General features: G+C 64.3%; 13 protein-coding genes and 2 pseudogenes. 4 read left to right on the top strand and 11 right to left on the bottom strand.

What is annotated here, in order from left to right; genetic code table 11:
• Positions 1–689, bottom strand: a pseudogene (locus VN047_RS01035) (alpha-galactosidase); the annotation flags it as partial.
• A gap of 134 nt (positions 690–823) precedes the next feature.
• Between VN047_RS01035 and VN047_RS01030 the strand changes: the two are divergent.
• Complete coding sequence (locus tag VN047_RS01030; protein ID WP_325539126.1) at positions 824–1,936, top strand: amidohydrolase family protein; 1,113 nt, start codon at positions 824–826, stop codon at positions 1,934–1,936.
• A gap of 201 nt (positions 1,937–2,137) precedes the next feature.
• On the opposite strand, the gene agaR is transcribed toward VN047_RS01030, so the two are convergent.
• Positions 2,138–2,917, bottom strand: coding sequence for a transcriptional repressor AgaR (gene agaR / locus VN047_RS01025; RefSeq protein WP_325539124.1), 780 nt, complete (start codon positions 2,915–2,917; stop codon positions 2,138–2,140).
• 181 nt (positions 2,918–3,098) lie between these two features.
• Here agaR and VN047_RS01020 point away from each other — a divergent pair, with 181 nt between their 5' ends.
• On the top strand, positions 3,099–5,954 hold the full coding sequence (locus VN047_RS01020) for a TonB-dependent receptor (protein ID WP_325539122.1): 2,856 nt from the start codon (positions 3,099–3,101) through the stop codon (positions 5,952–5,954).
• Between the two features lie 137 nt (positions 5,955–6,091).
• Here VN047_RS01020 and argJ read toward each other — a convergent pair whose 3' ends face one another.
• The 6 genes from argJ to VN047_RS00990 form a co-directional block, all read right to left on the bottom strand.
• Positions 6,092–7,318 (bottom strand): bifunctional glutamate N-acetyltransferase/amino-acid acetyltransferase ArgJ, encoded by a 1,227-nt coding sequence (gene argJ / locus VN047_RS01015; RefSeq protein ID WP_325539120.1) that lies wholly within the window; start codon positions 7,316–7,318, stop codon positions 6,092–6,094.
• Positions 7,319–7,369: 51 nt separating this feature from the next.
• Complete coding sequence (locus tag VN047_RS01010; RefSeq protein ID WP_325539132.1) at positions 7,370–8,803, bottom strand: aldehyde dehydrogenase family protein; 1,434 nt, start codon at positions 8,801–8,803, stop codon at positions 7,370–7,372.
• 95 nt (positions 8,804–8,898) lie between these two features.
• Positions 8,899–10,209 (bottom strand): M20/M25/M40 family metallo-hydrolase, encoded by a 1,311-nt coding sequence (locus tag VN047_RS01005; protein WP_325539118.1) that lies wholly within the window; start codon positions 10,207–10,209, stop codon positions 8,899–8,901.
• Positions 10,210–10,266: 57 nt separating this feature from the next.
• Entirely contained in the window at positions 10,267–10,878 is a 612-nt protein-coding gene (locus VN047_RS01000; RefSeq protein WP_325539116.1) for a flavodoxin family protein, read from the bottom strand.
• Between the two features lie 78 nt (positions 10,879–10,956).
• Positions 10,957–12,399, bottom strand: coding sequence for a PQQ-dependent sugar dehydrogenase (locus VN047_RS00995; protein ID WP_325539130.1), 1,443 nt, complete (start codon positions 12,397–12,399; stop codon positions 10,957–10,959).
• A 166-nt stretch (positions 12,400–12,565) separates the two neighbouring features.
• A complete protein-coding gene (locus VN047_RS00990) occupies positions 12,566–14,035 on the bottom strand; it encodes a PQQ-dependent sugar dehydrogenase (protein WP_325539114.1) in 1,470 nt (489 codons plus the stop codon).
• A 380-nt stretch (positions 14,036–14,415) separates the two neighbouring features.
• Here VN047_RS00990 and VN047_RS00985 point away from each other — a divergent pair, with 380 nt between their 5' ends.
• On the top strand, positions 14,416–14,622 hold the full coding sequence (locus VN047_RS00985) for a helix-turn-helix transcriptional regulator (protein ID WP_325539128.1): 207 nt from the start codon (positions 14,416–14,418) through the stop codon (positions 14,620–14,622).
• Between the two features lies 1 nt (position 14,623).
• The gene (locus VN047_RS00980; protein WP_325539112.1) at positions 14,624–15,277 is read left to right on the top strand and encodes a hypothetical protein; all 654 of its coding nucleotides are present in this window, start codon (positions 14,624–14,626) and stop codon (positions 15,275–15,277) included.
• 67 nt (positions 15,278–15,344) lie between these two features.
• On the opposite strand, the gene glnA is transcribed toward VN047_RS00980, so the two are convergent.
• From glnA to VN047_RS00965, 3 genes and pseudogenes are all read right to left on the bottom strand, one after another.
• Positions 15,345–16,757 carry a type I glutamate--ammonia ligase gene (gene glnA, locus VN047_RS00975; protein ID WP_062176552.1) on the bottom strand — a complete coding sequence of 471 codons (1,413 nt, stop codon included), beginning with the start codon at positions 16,755–16,757 and terminating at the stop codon, positions 15,345–15,347.
• Positions 16,758–16,828: 71 nt separating this feature from the next.
• Positions 16,829–17,167 (bottom strand): P-II family nitrogen regulator, encoded by a 339-nt coding sequence (locus VN047_RS00970; RefSeq protein ID WP_037518110.1) that lies wholly within the window; start codon positions 17,165–17,167, stop codon positions 16,829–16,831.
• A 112-nt stretch (positions 17,168–17,279) separates the two neighbouring features.
• Positions 17,280–17,461 (bottom strand): annotated as a pseudogene (locus VN047_RS00965) (hypothetical protein); the annotation flags it as partial.

The raw sequence follows: 17,461 nt of genomic DNA, 5'->3' as shown, positions 1-17,461 counted from the left end.
ACGGGCAGCGACACGAGCCGCGGCACCGTCTCGACATGGCCCACCGCCAAGCCGGCGTCGCGCCGCCAAACCACCGCGACGGGGGTCCCGCCGCCATAGTCGGAGCCGTTCATGCCCATGAAGTTGCGCTGCTCGAACCCGGGCGCCACCTTCTGTACCCAGTCGCGCCGGTCGGGATAGGATGCGCCGGCGAAACTCCAGGCGCCGTCCGGATGGTCGAGCAGATCGTGCGTGGCGACGCGCCAGCCCGCGACGGTCAGCGCCTTGGTGCCGGTATTGCGAAAGCGCACGTCGTAAAGGGCGAGGCCGGGATAGCGATCGAAGAAGGTGATCGCGGTCTCCTGTTCGAGCGTTCCTCCCGCCGCGCCGCGCAGCACGTGCCGCCGGCCGGCGCCATGCACGCCGGAAACCGCTTCTTCCTTGTGGTCAAGAAGCAGGAAGCGGTCGATCGCGGGGCCGTCGGCGAGGATCAGCGCCTCGCCCGCCGCCGATGCCGTGATCGCCTTGTCCTTGTGGAACAGGCGCGAGCGCATGGCGGTGTCGAATTCGATGGTCAGCGTGCCGTCGCCGATTCGCGCGCCGAGCGGCGCGGCCGCCCATGCGCGGCCGGTCATGGAGGGCGCGGCGACGAGGGCTGCGCCGGCCATCAATCGGCCGAGCGCGGTGCGGCGGGTGACGGGGGGTAACATCTGTCGGCTCTCCTCGGCGAAGCCGGTTGCGACCGGCGATCGAGAAAGAGCTTGCACCAGCGGGGCGCGCTGTGCAAATCAAAACGCAATCAATAGGCGCGTTTTATTTCGTTTTCGTTTGAATGGAGATCGCGATGCAAAGAATTGCCAAGGTGGCGCTGCTGGCCGGCGCAGCATTCGTGTCTACGGCAGCGGCGCCGATGGCGCCCGAAACATACACCGAGGCCGATTTCGCGCGCGTCGCCAAATTCGACGCCCATGTCCATGCCAATGCCGACGATCCGCGCTTTCTGGAGGTTGCGCGCCGCGACGGTTTCGAGCTGCTCTCGATCAATGTCGACTATCCGGACTTTCCGCCGCTTGCCGAGCAGGCGAGGATTGCCGAGGCGATGCGCGCCGCCGATCCCGCGCGTTTCCATTACACCACGACGTTCAGCATGGAGGGCTTTGGCACGCCCGAATGGACCGGGCGCACCGAGCGCGCGATCGATGCGGCGCTGGCGCGCGGCGCTATCGGGGTGAAGGTGTGGAAGAATATCGGCATGGTAGCGAAGGATGCCGCCGGCAAGCGCGTGTTCCTCGACGATCCGCGCTTCGACGATGTCATGGCGCATCTCGAGGAGCGGCGCGTGCCGCTGATCGCGCATCAGGCGGAGCCGAAGAATTGCTGGCTCCCGCTCGATCAGATGACGACCGAAAACGACCGGTCCTATTTCCGCGCGCACCCAGAATATTATATGTATCTCCACCCGGAAGAGCCCAGCTACGAAGCGCTGATCGCGGCGCGCGACCGCTTTGTGGCGCGGCATCCCGGGCTCGCGATCGACGGCGCGCACATGGCAAGCCTCGAGTGGAGCGTCGACGAACTCGCGCGCTTTCTGGACGCGCATCCCAATGCGGTGGTGGACCTCGCCGCGCGCATGTCGAACCTGCAGGTGCAGTCGAACGCGGACATGGAAAAAGTGCAGGCGTTCTTCGTCAAATATCAGGACCGCATCCTTTATGGAACCGACCTCACCGACAGTCCGCCCGATCCCGCCGCTCGCGCGCAGAACCCGCCCGCGACCGACGATTTCCCCGGCGAGGCCGATGCCGTGTGGCGCGCCGACTGGCGCTATCTGGCGACGTCGCTGAGCCAGCCGGTCGAGGCGATCAACGCCGACGCCAGGGGGCTGGGTCTCCCCAAAGACGTGATCGACAAGATCTACTGGAAGAACGCGCGGCGCTTCTTTCGCCTCGAGGGGTGAGAGGGCGAGGGGAGGCCGGTTTCGACCGGTTGCGGACCTATCTCTCATCGTCATCCCGGACTTGATCCGGGATCCATAGCCGCACCATCGTATGGATCCCGGATCAAGTCCGGGATGACGAAAGAGAGGGAGCGAACGTCAACTCCCCTCCCCGAAGCCGATATCCGACCCTGGATCCGCAAGGAATGCGGCCTTTCCGCCTCAGGCGAGGTGCAAGCGGAAGCCCAGCCTTTCGGCCGCAGCCTGCATGCCGTCGGCTTCGGGAGCGTCGGTGACGAGGTCGTGGATTTCCTCGACGTTCAGGATGCGATGAAGGCAGACCTTGCCGAACTTCGACCGGTCGCCGACGGCTATGATCTGCCCGGCGGCTTTCACCATCTTTCGGTTCAGCATCGCTTCCGGCTCGAAATGGGTGGTGATCCCGCGTTCGATATCGAACCCGTCGATCCCGAGAAACAATTTGTCTACGTGGAGGTCGGTGAGCGCGCGCTCGGTCTGGGCGCCGTAGAGCGCCCGGTTGCGCCTGCGCAGCGCGCCGCCCAGCATGACGACGTTGATCCGCTCCTTGCGGGCGAGTGCCCACAGGATGTCGAGATCGTTCGTCAATACCGTAATGCTCTCGTCGTCGGGGAGGTGGTAGGCGATCTGGAGCGTTGTCGTGCCCGAATCGAGCACCACCGAGTCGCCAGCGACCACCATCGCCGCGGCGATGGCTCCAATCCGCGCTTTTTCTTCGACGTTGATGGCGCGTTTGGACTCGACCGGCGGCTCGGTGGCAACGTTGACGGCGTCGGCCGAGATCGCGCCACCGTAAGATCGCTCGGCAATGCCTTTCTTCGCAAGGAAATGGAGGTCCTTGCGAATCGTCTGCATCGACACCGAATAGCGCTCGGCCAGCGTGGTGACCTGCACGCTGCCGCGCTCGCGCACCAACGCACTGATTTCCTGCCTCCGCCTGCTGGTATCGCGGATTACCGCCATGAAAATTCTCCTGTCGGGACGGGACATAACAGCGGGGCTCCCGTCCGACAAACAGGAAGATTAGTTTCGTTTCTTTTCTGTTTGACAGCTTCTCTACATCCAAGTTACAAAAAACGAAATATATCGCGCTGTACCGACACGAGCTGACGGACGCTGCGCATCAAGCCAAGGGGATGGAGATATGACGGGTCGTTACAAGTTGCGCTGCCTGGTGCTTGCCGGAGTCAGCAGCATGGCGTTGCTCGGTGCGCCGGGGGCCTTCGCCCAGGACAGCTCGCCGGCGCCCGCCGACCCCGCGCAGCAACTTGACGATACGGACGCCAGCGGTGCTTCCGAAGAAATCGTGGTGCGCGGCGTGCGCGGCAGCCTGCTGCGTTCGATCCAGGCCAAACGCGATGCGGACACGATCGTCGATGCGATTTCGGCGGAGGAACTCGGCAAGTTCCCGAACCGCAACGTCGCCGAAGCGCTCGCCAATATCCCCGGGATCACCGTGGGCCGCGACGGTCGCGGCGAGGGCCGCGCGATCACCATTCGCGGTCTCGGCGAGAATTTCGCGATCACCACCCTCAACGGCCGCATTCTTCCGACCGACGGGCCCGACCGGTCCTTTGCCTTCGACGTTCTCCCCTCCGAAATCATCTCGGGCGCCGAAGTGCAGAAGGCCGTGCGCTCGTCCGAACTCGAAGGCAGCATCGGCGGCAATGTCGACCTGCGCACCGCGCGCCCGCTCGACCGGACGGGCTTCCACGCCTCGGCCGCGGTCGAGGGACAGTATAACGACCTTGCCGACAAGGGCGGTTACAAGGTCAGCGGCGTGGTCAGCACGACCTTCGCCGACGACACCATGGGGCTGATGGTCGGCGTCAGCTACAACAAGTACAAGTTTCGTACCGAGAATCTCGGCGAATATTCGATCACCGACGGGACCGAGGCCGGCTATGGCGTCGATTTCAACGGCGACGGGCAGATCAATCCCGACGAGAATGGCCCCGCCTATATCTGGCCCGATTATTACAGCGTCGGATATGTCACCGGCCAGCGCGAACGCATCGGCGCCGCGGGCTCGTTCCAGTGGAAGCCGTCCAGCGATTTCGAGCTGACGATCGACGGCCTCTACAGCCGCTTCAACGTGAAGCAGCATAATTACCGTTCGTCGAATTACCTCAATCCGCTGGGCGACGACGGGTCGCTGCGCTGGGATCCGGCGTCGATCCGGACCGACGCGAACAATGTCGTCACCGGCTTCTCGCTGAACGATATGGTGGCCGAGGTGCTCACCACCGACGAGCCGCGCAAGAGCCAGACCTATCAGTTCGGCGGCCATATCGACTGGAAGCCGGCCGATCGTTTCAAGCTCAGCTTCGACGGCTATTATGGCAAGGCGCGCGACACCACCGGCGGGCGAAATCGCTTTGTCGTCGCGGGCATTACCGGCGCCTCGGCCACTTTTGCCACGCGCGACGGCGGGCTTCCCGATCTCGACATCACCATCCCCGGCGGGCGAGACCTGTCCGAGGCGACCAACGACGATTTCCGGGCGCACTATATCGGCATCCAGGGGCAAAATATCACCGATCGCACGCAAGGCATGAAAGTCGACGGCGAGTATGAGGTGGACAGCGGCTATTTCAAGTCGATCACCTTCGGCGCCGCGTGGACCGATCGCAAGAAGACCGTCGACACGATCGACAACCAATATACGACCTCGTGCAACTATTGCGGTTATCCCTTCACCTTCGGCGACCTCGGCGCCGATGTGGTGCGGCCCGGCGGCGGCGGCATATTGGGCAAGCTGGGCGGCAATTTCCCGCGCAACTTCCCCACCTTCGATATCGATACCTACCTTGCCGCGCTGCCACGCGCCGACAACAACCCGGCCATCCTCAACCCGAACAGCTGCCTCGACGACACCGGCGCCACGATCCCCGGCTGCACGCTGTCGCCCTATCCGGCCGGCTATTCCAATCAGGTGATCGAGCCCGACCTTCCGGCATCCTATCGCATCAAGGAACGGACGTGGGCCGGTTACTTCCAGTTCAACCTCGACGGCGGCAACTGGCGCGCGGACATCGGCGCCCGCCTCGTCGCGACCAAAGTCTCCTCGGTCGGCTATGGCGCCAGCATCGCCAGCATCATCCCGCGCGCGGGAACGCAGGACAATGCCGTCAGCTTCAATCCGGTCGAGCCGATCGTCGGCGGCGGTGACTATCTGCGCCTGCTGCCCGCGGCCAACTTCGCGTACGACATCACCGACGACCTGCGCATTCGCCTCGCGGCTTCACAGGCGATCTCGCGCCCGACGTTCGGCGAGCTGTCGCCGGCCAAGGACGCGACGTCGGCGCAGTCGGGCACCTACATCATCTACGACGCGGGCAATCCGAACCTGAAGCCGACCGAAGCCGACCAGTTTGACGTCTCGCTTGAATATTATCCCTCCAACCGTCTCGCGCTGACGGCGGCGGCCTTTTACAAGCACATCACCAGCTTCGTCTCGAGCGTGCCGGTCGACGTGCTCATCACGCCCACCAACCAGCCCGCCAATCAGCAACAAAGCTTTCCCTTCGTCGAGTATCAGGTGGTCAACGGCGACAGCGCGAAGGTTTACGGCGTCGAGGTCGGTGCCCAGTATTTCCTCGACAATGGTTTCGGCATCCAGGCGAATCTGACCTACAATCATTCGCGCGCGAAGTCGGGTGACGTGACGACCGATCTGCCGGGCGCCATCCCGCTCTCGGCCAACGCCAAGCTGTTCTACGAAAAGAACGGCATCGGCGCGCAGGTCTCGTACAGCTATCAGTCGCGCCACACCTATGCCCAATCGGGCAACCTCGCCTATCTTCCGGTCAAGGAAGACGCCTATCACGAGATGTCGGCGAGCCTGTCCTATGACGTGACGGACAATCTCTCGGTCTATGTCCAAGGATCGAATCTGCTGGGGTCGGCGATCAAACGCTACAATGACCTGCGCAACGTCCCGAACTTCTACGAATATTCGGGCCGGTCGTTCTTTTTCGGTGTGCGTGCGCGGATGTAGGGGAAATCGGGCGACGCCACCTGCCGGCGAGGTCCGAAACCCGCCTCGCGCAATCAGTGCGTCGCATATATTTATATGCTGCGCCCGAAATGTCCGCGTTCGCGATTTCAGCTATCAAGCGTTATTGGAAGCGCTCATCAACTCCGGTAATCGGCGTTTATGCTGATGTAACCGTGGGTGAGGTCGCACGTCCAGACGGTCGCGCGGCCTTCGCCCAGTCCCAGGTCGGCGCCGACGCGGATGTCCTGACCTTTCAGATGCGCCGCGACGGGGGCTTCGTCATATCCGTCGACGGGTAGCCCGTCCTTCGCGACCCAATGATCGCCGAAGCGGATCGCGAGCCGGTCGCGGTCGGCGGGTTCGCCCGCCTTTCCGACCGCCATCACGACGCGGCCCCAGTTCGCGTCCTCGCCCGCGATCGCGGTCTTTACGAGCGGCGAGTTGGCGATGGCGAGCGCGACGCGTTTCGCGCTGTCGTCGCTTGTGGCGCCGGTAATCTGAACCTCGATGAATTTCGACGCGCCTTCGCCGTCGCGCACCACCTGCTGCGCAAGGTCGAGCGCGACGGCGCGAATCGCGGCGTAGAGCGCGTCGGCGCCCGGATCGTCACGTGTGGTGAGCGGGGCGTTGCCGGCCTGCCCGGTCGCAAAGAGCAGCACGGTGTCGCTGGTCGAGGTGTCGCTGTCGACGGTGATGCTGTTGAAGCTGCCGCCCGTGGCCTCGCTCAGCATCTCCTGCAGCAGCGCGGGGGCGACCGCGGCATCGGTGAAGATATAGCCGAGCATCGTCGCCATGTCGGGGGCGATCATGCCCGATCCCTTGACGATTCCCGCGACCTGGACGGTCCTGCTATCGACGATCGCGCTGGCGCCCGAGCCCTTGGCGAAGGTGTCGGTGGTGCCGATCGTTTCGGCGGCGGCTTCCCACGAGCAGAGCTCGGCGGTGAGCGCGGCCTCGACCCCCGCGCGCGCCTTGTCCTTGGGCAGCGGCACGCCGATCACGCCGGTCGAGCTGACGAAGACTTCGCTTGGCGCGCAGCCGAGATGGCCGGCGACCTGTTCCATGATCTGTTCGACCGCCTCGCGGCCGCGATAGCCGGTGAAGGCGTTGCTGTTACCCGCGTTGACGATCAGCGCGCGGCCCTTGCCGTCCTTGACCTGTTCGCGGCCGAGTTCGACTTCGGACGAGCAGCAGACGTTGCGCGTGAAGACGCCCGCGACGGTCGTCCCGGGGGCGAGCTCGACATAGGTCAGGTCGCAGCGGTCCCAATTCTTGTAGTGCGCGCGCGCGACGCGGCGCGTCACCCCGGCGATGTCGGGGAGGGCCGGAAAGGAGTCGGGGGCGAGCGGCGAGCGGGTGATCATGCCGCCCGCTTAACCGCTACGCCCCCGGCGTCAATCAGGCTTTGGGGTCGATCAGGCGGGAATGCCGCTGATCGACTTCACTTCCATGAAATCCTTGAGGCCGAACACGCCGCCTTCGCGGCCGTTGCCCGACGCCTTGTAGCCGCCGAACGCCGCGCCGGGGCCGGGGCCCCATGCGTTGACCGCGACCATGCCGGCGCGCAGCTTCGGCGCGACATCTGCCGCCTTGGCTGGGTCGCCCGAGATCACGGCCGACAGGCCATATTCGGTGTCGTTGGCGATATCGACGGCTTCGTCGAGGTCGCCGTAAGCCATGATCGTCGCGACCGGGCCGAAGATTTCCTCGTTCGCGATGCGCATGTCGCGCGTCACGCCCGAGAAGACGGTCGGCTTGATATAGTAGCCGCGGTTGACGTTCGAGGGCAGGCCGGTGCCGCCGGTCTCCAGCGTCGCGCCTTCGTCGATCGCCGACTGGATCAGGCCCTGGATCTTGTCGAACTGCGCCTTGTTGACGACGGGGCCGATATGGCCTCCTTCGCTCTGCGGATCGCCGACCTGCGTGCCGTCGAACATCGCCTTGATGACGCCGACGGCCTCGGCCTCGCGGTCCTTCTGGACGAGGATGCGCGTCGGCGCGATGCAGCTCTGGCCCGTGTTGACGAGCACGCCCTGCACCGTCGGCGGCAGCACGGCGGCGAAATCGGCGTCGGGCAGGACGATGTTCGGCGACTTGCCGCCGAGTTCCTGATGGACGCGTTTGACGGTGTCGGCAGCCGCCTTGGCGACGAGGATGCCCGCGCGGGTCGATCCGGTGAAGCTCACCATCTCGATGCCGGGATGCGCGCTGATCGCATTGCCTACGGTCGGGCCGTCGCCCTGCACGAGGTTGAACACGCCGGCGGGGACGCCTGCAGCCTCAAGGATTTCAGCGAAGATCACGGCGTTGCCGGGGCATTCTTCGGAGGGCTTGAGGATCATCGTGTTGCCGGCGGCAAGCGCAGGGGCGACCTTGAGGGCGATCTGGTTCAGCGGCCAGTTCCACGGGGTGATCATGCCGACGACGCCGATCGGTTCATAGGCGATCATACCCGCGGCATATTTTTCGGTGAAGCTGAAGTCTTTCAGCGCGGCGATCGTGCCGAGGAAACCGCCGATGCCGGCACCGACCTGCGCGGTGCCCGCGAAGCTGACCGGGGCGCCCATTTCGCTCGCCATCGACTTGGCGAGGTCGCCCGCGCGCTTCTTGTACTCCTCGACGATGCGGTTCAGCAGATCAAGGCGTTCCTCGCGCGTCGTCTGCGAGAAGGTCTTGAACGCTTCCTTCGCCGCAGCGACGGCATCGTCGACGTCGGCCGCGGTGCCGAGCACGACGGTCGAGGCCGCTTCCTCGGTCGCGGGATTGATGACGTCGTGGAGCTTGCCGCCCTTGCTATCGACCCACTGGCCGCCGATGTAATTCTGCTTGAGGTGCGTTTCGGTGCTCATCATCTGTCTCCCATCGGCGGTCAATTCCGTCTCGGATTGCTACCTAATCACTGTGCCTGATGAATCAAGCGCGGCCAACTGTGAAAACTGGCGGGTCAGCGCTTTTCAGCAGAAAGGCGTGACATCAGGATGGCGGCACGCGTCGCCTGACGTGCGATACTCGGGATGTCGACCGCTTCGCCGGGCGCATGGTCGCCCGTGCTGTACGGCCCGAGTCCCGCGAGTCCGTCGACGTCGGCAGCGACAAAGCTGATGTCGCCAGCGCCGCGCTTCAGCGGATCGAGCGGCGCCATTTCGGCGAGGCCAAGGTCACGGTTGACCCCGTTGAGCTTCGTCAGCAGCGCGCGGTTGCCGTCGGTCGGCGCCATCGACGGGTAACCGCCAGGATCGAAGGCGATCTTTGCGTCGGTACCGGGCGCATGTTCGGCGACTATCGCCGCCATCTTCGCTTTCACCCGTTCGATCTGTTCGGGCGAGAGGGCGCGGAGGTCGCCGCGCGCGATCGCGACGGGGGCGATGATATTGGTCTTGCCGTTAACGGTTGCGCGGATGCCGCCGGCATCGAGCTCGGCCTGCTGCCCGCCGGCGATCAGCCCGACGTTGAAGGTCAGGTTCGGCTCGGGAAGCTCGGTGCGGAAGCGCTGGATGATGCGCGTGAGCTCGTAAATCGCGCCGTCGCCCGCCGCGGCGCTGAAAATGCCCGAACTGTGCGCGCTCTTGCCCGTCGCGGTGACGGTCCAGCTGTCCGACGAGCGCCGCGCGACCGATCCCATGTCGGCACCATTGTCGCGGACGAGACCTTCGAAATCGAGCGCGACGTCGCTGCGCTTGCCCGCGGCGATCAGGTCGGCGCGCGCTTTTTCGATCGGCGTGCCCGAATCCTCCTCGTCGCCGGTCATGTGGATTTCGATGTTGGCGTCCTTCAGTGTTCCCGCTGCCTGCATCGCACGCAGCGCCGCGACGATCACGACCATGCCCCCCTTGTCGTCGCCGGCGCCCGGACCTTCGCCCATGTCGCCCTTGCGGACGAATTTCTGGAACGGCGAGTCGGGTTCGAAGACCGTGTCGAGATGCGCGATCAGCAGCAGGCGCTTGGTGTCTGCCTTGCCGGTGTGCGTCGCGATCAGATGACCCGCGCGGCCGGTATCGCGCATCGGTTTCCATTCGACCTTGAAACCCAGTGGCTCGAGTTCGGCCCGCATCATCTGTCCGACCTTTTCGACGCCTTCGAGATTGAGCGAGCCGCTGTTCTGGTTGACGAGCTTTTCGAGCAGCGCGAGGCTGCGCGCCTGCTCGGTCTCGACCGTCTTCGCCATGCCGCTTTCGGCTTTCGACAGCTTCGCCTGCGCCGCCGGGACGAGCGCAAGCTGAAGCGCGACGAGAGCGATAAAGGGCGTTGATTTCATGGGGAGGCCTCCTTTGGAGGCGCCCTTGTGCCGCGCGTTTTCGTCTGCGGCAAGCGTTCAGCCGGGATAGGGCGTTTCCTTGAGCAGTCGTGCCAGATGCGACGCATTGGCGGCGACCATTTTTGCGGTTTCGGTCACCTTCCGCGGCGTCGCTTTCAGATCCTTGAAATCGGTCGAGCCCATCGCCTCGCCGACCCAGTAGCAGGCCGCGACCGCGGGGATCGTCCAGCCGACGTCGTTGAGCGCCTGGAAGATCTGCGACGAGACATTGTGGGCGCCGTCCTCGTTGCCGACGATCGCGGCGACCGCGACTTTCGAATAGCTCGGCATGCGGCCCTCGTCGTCGGTTTCACTCAGGAATGCGTCCATGCGCTCCATGACGAGTTTGGCGACGCTCGATGGCTGCCCCATCCAGATCGGGGTACCGAAGATCAGGATATCGGAAGCGAGAATCCGTTCGCGAAGCTGCGGCCAGTCGTCCCCTTCGCCCTCGTTCGACGTCACACCCCATTTGACATTGTGCGCGGCGACGCGGATCGGATCGCCGACCTTCACATCCAGCGCTTCGAAATGCCTGGTCAATACGGCGAGCATCGCATCGCTCGAACTCGCCCGCCCGCTGGCGGACAGCGAACAGTTGATGGCGGTGGCGGTAAGCGCGGCGGGCATGGCATTTCCTTTGCGGATCCTGCCCCCCGCCTCGGCAGAATAATGCCCGATCCCTGCCCGGGGTTCCGGCAGCGACGTCTAGCTTGCTGGATGGACCCAGAAGAGATCGCCTGCGGCGGTGACCAGATAAAGGTCGCGGGCATCGCTGCCGAAGCCCATCGAAACGATCTGGTCGAGACTGCCGGCGTCCGGCATGAAGTCCTCGTTTCGCCGCGCGAAGCGGGAGGCGGGGAGGGTTTGTCCCGCGACCAGACCCGACACCGGCACAGACCAGATATGGCCCGAAACGCGGTCGGCGAAAATATACTGGTTCATAAGCGAGGGAATGCGGGGACTGTCATAGAGGAGGCCGCCGACGATCGCGCTGCCCTGTCCCGGACCCGTTCCGGCAAGATATTGCGCGACGGGATCGACCAGATTGGCGGGGGCGCCGCTCTGCCGATCCTGCGTTCCGTCGCGGAATGGCCAGCCGAAGTTCGCGCCGCCCTGGCCGATCGGCAACCGGTTGATTTCCTGTGCCGCTGGGCCGGAATCGGTGAGGAAGGTTACTGTCGAGGATATATAGCGCGGGTCGCGCAGGCCCATCGCAAAGACATAGGGATCCCCCCCACCCGCCAGATAGGGATTGCCGGGCGCCGGGCTCAGCACGGGTTCGGGTCCTTGGCGCGGATCCCCGATCTGGAACCGGAGAAGCTTGCCGAGCTGCGAATCGGGGTTCTGGGCATTGGCCGGATTGCCGCCGTCGCTCGTCGCCAGAAGATTTCCGTTCATCACCGCGTGGAGCGTTTCTGCGCCCGTGCGGGGAATGCGGAAAACCGTCGCATCGGGACGGGGTGTCCCGGTGTCGCCGGCGTTCGTATAAAGATAGTCGCGGATTTCGATCGCGCCATCGGCTGCCGTGACCGCCACGAGCGCGCGCGCCGTCAAACGGAAGTTCCCATAAACGTGCAAGCCAAGGATGCCGCCGTCGCCACTGGTCGAGATGTCGGAGATCTGCTTCCACAACGTGCGCGTGCCGTCGGTACGGACCGTGTAAATGGCGCCGCCCTTTTCGGCCACGAGGAAATACGCCGCGTTGCCGAGCGATTCGATCGCCACGGGATGGTCGAATCCCGTTGCAATGCGCGTGACCGCGATGCCCTCGCGGCTGTTGGTGACGGTGATGTTGACCGGCTGCGTTGCTTCGCTGCGGCCGTCGCTGACGCGCAGCCGCACCGCATAGACATTGTCGCCATCGGCATCGCCGGGCAGGTCGTAGTCGGGCGCCTCGACGAAGCCGAGCGCGCCCGCCGCGGTGATCGTGAAGCGCGCTGCGTCGGCGCCGCCATCGATCGAAAAGGCCAGCGTACCGCCGCCCGGATTGTTCGCGCTCGCCTGATAGGCGGCAGTCGTGTTCTCGACGATCGACGCGGTCTGTGCCGAGGTGAAGGAGGGGGCCGGCGGCGTGGTTCCGCTGCCGCTGCCTCCGCCGCAGGAAGCAAGGAGAAGGGCCAGCATCGGCGCTATAAAACGGGCGCGCATCACGATCCCTGACTCCCTCCGGTCTTGCCTTGGAGGCAATCTTGTCATCGGGGTAGTCGCCGTGCAACAGTAATCGCTGGCAAGTTCATCATAAGAGGCGATGTTTTCCTCAAGACCGCGGCCTGAAAAAAGGAAATCGCGCCGTCCTGCCGCGCCCCGTGCCCGCTCAGCTTCCCTGCCGCACCATGAAAATACTGCCGTTGAGGCTGACGAGGAAGAGATTGCCGTTGCTGTCCTCTCCGAAGGACGCGACCTGACTGATCGTTCCGGCGTCGGGCGTGAAATCCTCGTTCCGCCGTGCAAAGCGCGACGAGGAGAGCGTCTGGCCCGCAACGAGGCTGGAGAAGGGAACGGTCCAGATGTTGCCGGAGATGAAGTCGGTAAAGACATATTGGCCCTGCAACGAGGTGACCGGGCCGCGGTAAACATAGCCGCCGGTCACGGTCGCGCCCTGACGGGGGCCGTTGCCGCGGAAATATTCGGCAACGGGGTTGATCAGGCCGGCGGGGGCGGTTCCCGAAAAGGTCCGCGTGCCTTCGCGGAACGGCCAGCCGAAGTTCAGTCCCGGCTGCGTCGTCGACAGCATATCGACCTCTTCGACCTCGTTCTGGCCGACGTCGCCGATGATCAGCGTCGATCCGCTGAACGACGCCCGGAACGGATTGCGTAGCCCGTATGCGTAGACATAGGGGTCGCCGCCGCCCGCGATGAACGGGTTGCCCGGCGCCGGGGAATAGCTGTTGCCGCCCGCTCCCACCGCGAAGCGTAATATCTTGCCGAGCCGCGAGTTCACATTCTGCGCATTTTCGAGGGCGTTGCCGTCGCCGACCGCGACATAGACATGACCGTCGGGGCCATAGCCGATCCAGCCGCCGTTATGATTGTCCCCTGGAGGGTGGGGGATGTTGAGCACCGTGTCGTAGCTCGTCGACGAATTCGGCTGGCCGAGCGTGTATCGCCGGACCTGCACCGCGCCGTTGGTCGCGGTTGCGACCGCGAACAACCGCTGCGACGATGCATGGTCGGGATAGGCGGCGATGCCGAGCAGGCCGCGTTCGCCGTCGGTCGAGATGTCATTGATGTCGAGAACGAGCGTGCGGCTGCCGTTCGCAGGGTCGAAGCGATAGACGTTGCCTTCCTTTTCGACGACATAGACGTTGCTGCTGCCGGGGATCGGCGCGACGTAAAGCGGCTGGTCGAACCCGGTCGCGACGCGGACGACCGATATGCCTTCACGGCTGTTGGTGACGGTGATGTTGACCGTCTGCGTCACGCCGGCTTGCCCGTCGCTTACCCGCAGCTGGACGGTATAGACATTGTCGCCATCGGCATCGCCGGGCAGGTCGTAGTCGGGGGCTTCGTTGAAGCGCAGCGCGCCTGCCCCGGTGATCGAGAAGCGCGCCGCATCGGCACCGCCGTCGATAGAGAAGGTCAGCGTGTCGTTGTTCGGGTCGGTCGCCGTCGCCTGATAGGCAGTGCCCGTGATGTTTTCGGCAACGCTGGCGGTCTGGGGCGACGTAAAGGCCGGGGGGGCGTTGTTCGCCGGCGGATTGCCTCCGCCTCCACCACCGCTTCCGCCGCCTCCGCACGAGGTCAGGATCAGGGGGGCGAGGGCAGCAAAAACGCGTATCCGCATGGCAAGCGAGCCTTTCGCAATCGAACCGACCTTGCACCCAGCGTGCCATCCATCAGCCGCGGCTGCAACCTCGCTGATTTACCATCCTATATATAGGGATGGAGCCGCCCCAGGCGGATTCCTTGGCCTCTTCGAAATCGTCGAGCCTGTCGAGCGCGTCGCGGGCGATTTTTCGCAGTGCGGAGCGGTTGACCTGCAGCCCGCCCGGATTCGCCGCCCGTCAGGTCGTCGGTCGTGAAGGCAATCCGGATTTGCGTCGGCGCCAGTTCCTCGAACGGGAATTTCAGCTCCCAATTGCCATGCGCGGGGCAAGCGAGTGTCAAGAATGTTTGACATGGTGCGGCTTTCCCTGTAAAGAGTTCTTTACAGGGGATGTGGCGTTGGAAAATCGGGTTCGCGAATATCGGGAGGGTGCGGGATGGAGCCAGGGCGAGCTCGCGCGCCGTCTTGGGGTGTCGCGCCAGACGATCAATGCGGTCGAAACCGACAAATATGACCCCAGCCTGCCGCTTGCGCTTCGCATGGCCCGTCTGTTCGGGATCGAGACGCGCGAGCTGTTCATCGACCATTGGACCCCGGAGGAATGACATGACGACGCAAGTTCGTGCCGCATCGCGGCGCAAGATGGCACTGCAGGCCCTGCTCGGCGCGCTCGCCGGCGCGGGCGGCATGATCGCCGCGATGACGTTGCTCGAAGGCGAGGCGCTCGCCTGGCAGCCGTCGCAGATCATATTGGCGGGTGTCGGAATGATCCATGTGCTGATGGGGTTGTTCGTGGGGGTGGGGGTGATGGCGCCGCGCCTGCTCGGGCAGCACCTGCTCAACGTCGCCGATGCCGAGGAAATCGTCGAGGAACGGAGAAACATGGGAAGCAGCGCGCTCGGTTGCGGCCTGATCGGCGCCGCGTTGATGCTGCTGGCCTATGCGACGGTCGAAGGCGCAGGAGCACCCGTTACTGCGGCGACGGCGTTCTGGCTCCTGCTGGCGCTGCTCGTGATCGGCACTGCGATCGTGCTGCCCATGTGGCGGAGGTTCGACGAGTTGTGGCGGCAGCTGACGATCGACGCCTCGGCGATCGCGGGCAATATCCTGCTTGGCCTCTGCGTCATCTGGGGCGGCGCGGCCGCGGCGGGTATCGTCGCAGGGCCGCGCCCGCTCGATCTTGTGTCGGCGGCGTTCGGCATCCTCCTGCTGTCCACCTTCATCGCGGTGGGGCGACGCGGCATGATGGTTCCGTCATAGTTCCTGAAATAGCAAGGGGCGCCCGGTTCCCCCGAACCGGACGCCCCGCTACAATACCCCCGAGTAATCAGGCGCTGTAGTACATATCGAACTCGACCGGGCTCGGGGTCTGCTCGAAACGATAGACTTCGTCCCACTTCAGCTCGACATAAGCTTCGATCTGGTCCTTGCTGAACACGTCGCCCTTCAAAAGGAAGTCGTGGTCGGCGAGCAGGCTGTCGAGCGCTTCGCGCAAGGACCCGCACACGGTCGGGACTTCGCTCAGTTCCTCGGGCGGCAGGTCGTACAGATTCTTGTCCATCGCGTCGCCGGGGTGGATCTTGTTCTGGATGCCGTCGAGGCCCGCCATCAGCAGCGCCGAATAGCAGAGATAGGGGTTCGCCATCGCGTCGGGGAAACGGAACTCGACACGCTTCGACTTGGCGCCTGCGCCGTAGGGGATGCGGCACGAGGCCGAACGGTTGCGCGACGAATAAGCGAGCAACACCGGCGCTTCGAAACCGGGGACGAGGCGCTTGTAGCTGTTCGTCGTCGGGTTGGTGAAGGCGTTCAAAGCCTTGGCGTGCTTGACGACGCCGCCGATGAAATAGAGGCACATGTCCGAAAGGCCGGCATAGCCGTTGCCGGCGAAGAGCGGCTTGCCCTTTTCCCAGATCGAGATGTGGGTGTGCATGCCGCTGCCGTTATCGTCCTTGATCGGCTTCGGCATGAAAGTCGCGGTCTTGCCATAGGCATGCGCAACCTGATGCACGACGTACTTGTAGATCTGCATGCGGTCGGCGGTTTCGGTGAGCGTGCCGAAGGTCAGGCCGAGCTCGTGCTGTGCGGCGGCGACTTCATGGTGATGCTTGTCGCAGGGCAGGCCCATTTCGAGCATCGTCGAGACCATCTCGGCGCGGATGTCGACGGCGCTGTCGACCGGCGCGACGGGGAAGTAGCCGCCCTTGGCGCGCGGACGGTGCGCGAGGTTGCCGCCCTCATAGCTGCGGCCGGTGTTCGTCGGCAGCTCGATGTCGTCGATCTCGAAGCCCGATTTGTTGTAGCCGGTTTCGAAGCGGACATCGTCGAACATGAAGAATTCGGCTTCGGGGCCGACATAGACGGTGTCGCCGATGCCGGTCGAGGCGACATAGGCCTCGGCGCGCTTCGCCGTCGTGCGCGGGTCGCGGGCGTAGCCTTCGCCGGTCGACGGCTCGACGATGTCGCAGAAGATCACGAGCATCGGGGTCGCCGAGAAGGGATCGTCATAAACCGCGTCGAGGTCGGGTTTCAGGATCATGTCGCTCTCGTTGATCGCCTTCCAGCCTTCGATCGACGAACCGTCGAACATCAGGCCGTCTTCGAGTTCGTCCTCGCCGAGGATCGAGGCGACCATCGTCAGGTGCTGCCACTTGCCCTTGGGGTCGGTGAAGCGCAGGTCGACCCACTCGATGTCGTTTTCCTTGATCCGCGCGATGATATCCTTGGGCTTCGTAGCCATCGTCCATGCTTCCTTCTTGCGAAATGGTCCGGCGTGCCGGGGGTTGTCGGGTTTTCGAAAAGTGTAAAAAGTTAGAGCGCGTCCTCGTTGCGTTCGCCGGTGCGGATGCGGAGCGCAGTTTCGACCGGAATGACGAAGATCTTGCCGTCGCCGATCCGGCCGGTCTGCGCGGCGGCGGCGATCGCCTCCACCACGCGTTCCGCCATCGAATCCTCGACGATGACCTCGAGCTTCACCTTGGGCAGAAAGTCGACGACATATTCGGCGCCGCGATAAAGTTCGGTGTGACCCTTCTGCCGCCCGAAGCCCTTGGCCTCGGTGACGGTGATGCCGCTGACACCAACTTCGTGCAGCGCTTCCTTCACTTCGTCGAGCTTGAACGGCTTGATGATCGCCTCAATCTTCTTCACGCTTCTCGTCCCCCTTTGGGCTGGCCGCCGCCCTTCGCGCCTCAGGCCGGATCAGGCGGGCCTGGTCCGGTTTGCCGTCGAGTCGGTGCGGTGTCCCGCCATCTTGCACCAATCAAAAGCCGTGCCAATTGGCGAATCGCGGGGTTTCGGTAAGAAATTTGAAACGAAAGGACGTCGCTGCCCAAGGGGTGGGCAATCGTGGAATTGGGCTGCCTAAAAAAGTGGCAATGAACGCAGAAAGCCCCTCCCCTTCAGGGGAGGGGTTGGGGTGGGGACCGGCGGCCTTGCGCAAGG

Source organism: Sphingopyxis sp., from assembly GCF_035565275.1.
Lineage (GTDB): Bacteria > Pseudomonadota > Alphaproteobacteria > Sphingomonadales > Sphingomonadaceae > Sphingopyxis.
The sequence above is the reverse complement of the archived record's forward strand: the minus strand, read 5'-3'. Positions and strand labels throughout refer to the sequence as shown.

Coding starts and splice junctions, on each gene's coding strand:
- VN047_RS01030 (WP_325539126.1), top strand. CDS start 824: ATGCAAAGAATTGCCAAGGTGGCGCTGCTGGCCGGCGCAGCATTCGTG.
- agaR (WP_325539124.1), bottom strand. CDS start 2,917: ATGGCGGTAATCCGCGATACCAGCAGGCGGAGGCAGGAAATCAGTGCG.
- VN047_RS01020 (WP_325539122.1), top strand. CDS start 3,099: ATGACGGGTCGTTACAAGTTGCGCTGCCTGGTGCTTGCCGGAGTCAGC.
- argJ (WP_325539120.1), bottom strand. CDS start 7,318: ATGATCACCCGCTCGCCGCTCGCCCCCGACTCCTTTCCGGCCCTCCCC.
- VN047_RS01010 (WP_325539132.1), bottom strand. CDS start 8,803: ATGAGCACCGAAACGCACCTCAAGCAGAATTACATCGGCGGCCAGTGG.
- VN047_RS01005 (WP_325539118.1), bottom strand. CDS start 10,209: ATGAAATCAACGCCCTTTATCGCTCTCGTCGCGCTTCAGCTTGCGCTC.
- VN047_RS01000 (WP_325539116.1), bottom strand. CDS start 10,878: ATGCCCGCCGCGCTTACCGCCACCGCCATCAACTGTTCGCTGTCCGCC.
- VN047_RS00995 (WP_325539130.1), bottom strand. CDS start 12,399: ATGCGCGCCCGTTTTATAGCGCCGATGCTGGCCCTTCTCCTTGCTTCC.
- VN047_RS00990 (WP_325539114.1), bottom strand. CDS start 14,035: ATGCGGATACGCGTTTTTGCTGCCCTCGCCCCCCTGATCCTGACCTCG.
- VN047_RS00980 (WP_325539112.1), top strand. CDS start 14,624: ATGACGACGCAAGTTCGTGCCGCATCGCGGCGCAAGATGGCACTGCAG.
- glnA (WP_062176552.1), bottom strand. CDS start 16,757: ATGGCTACGAAGCCCAAGGATATCATCGCGCGGATCAAGGAAAACGAC.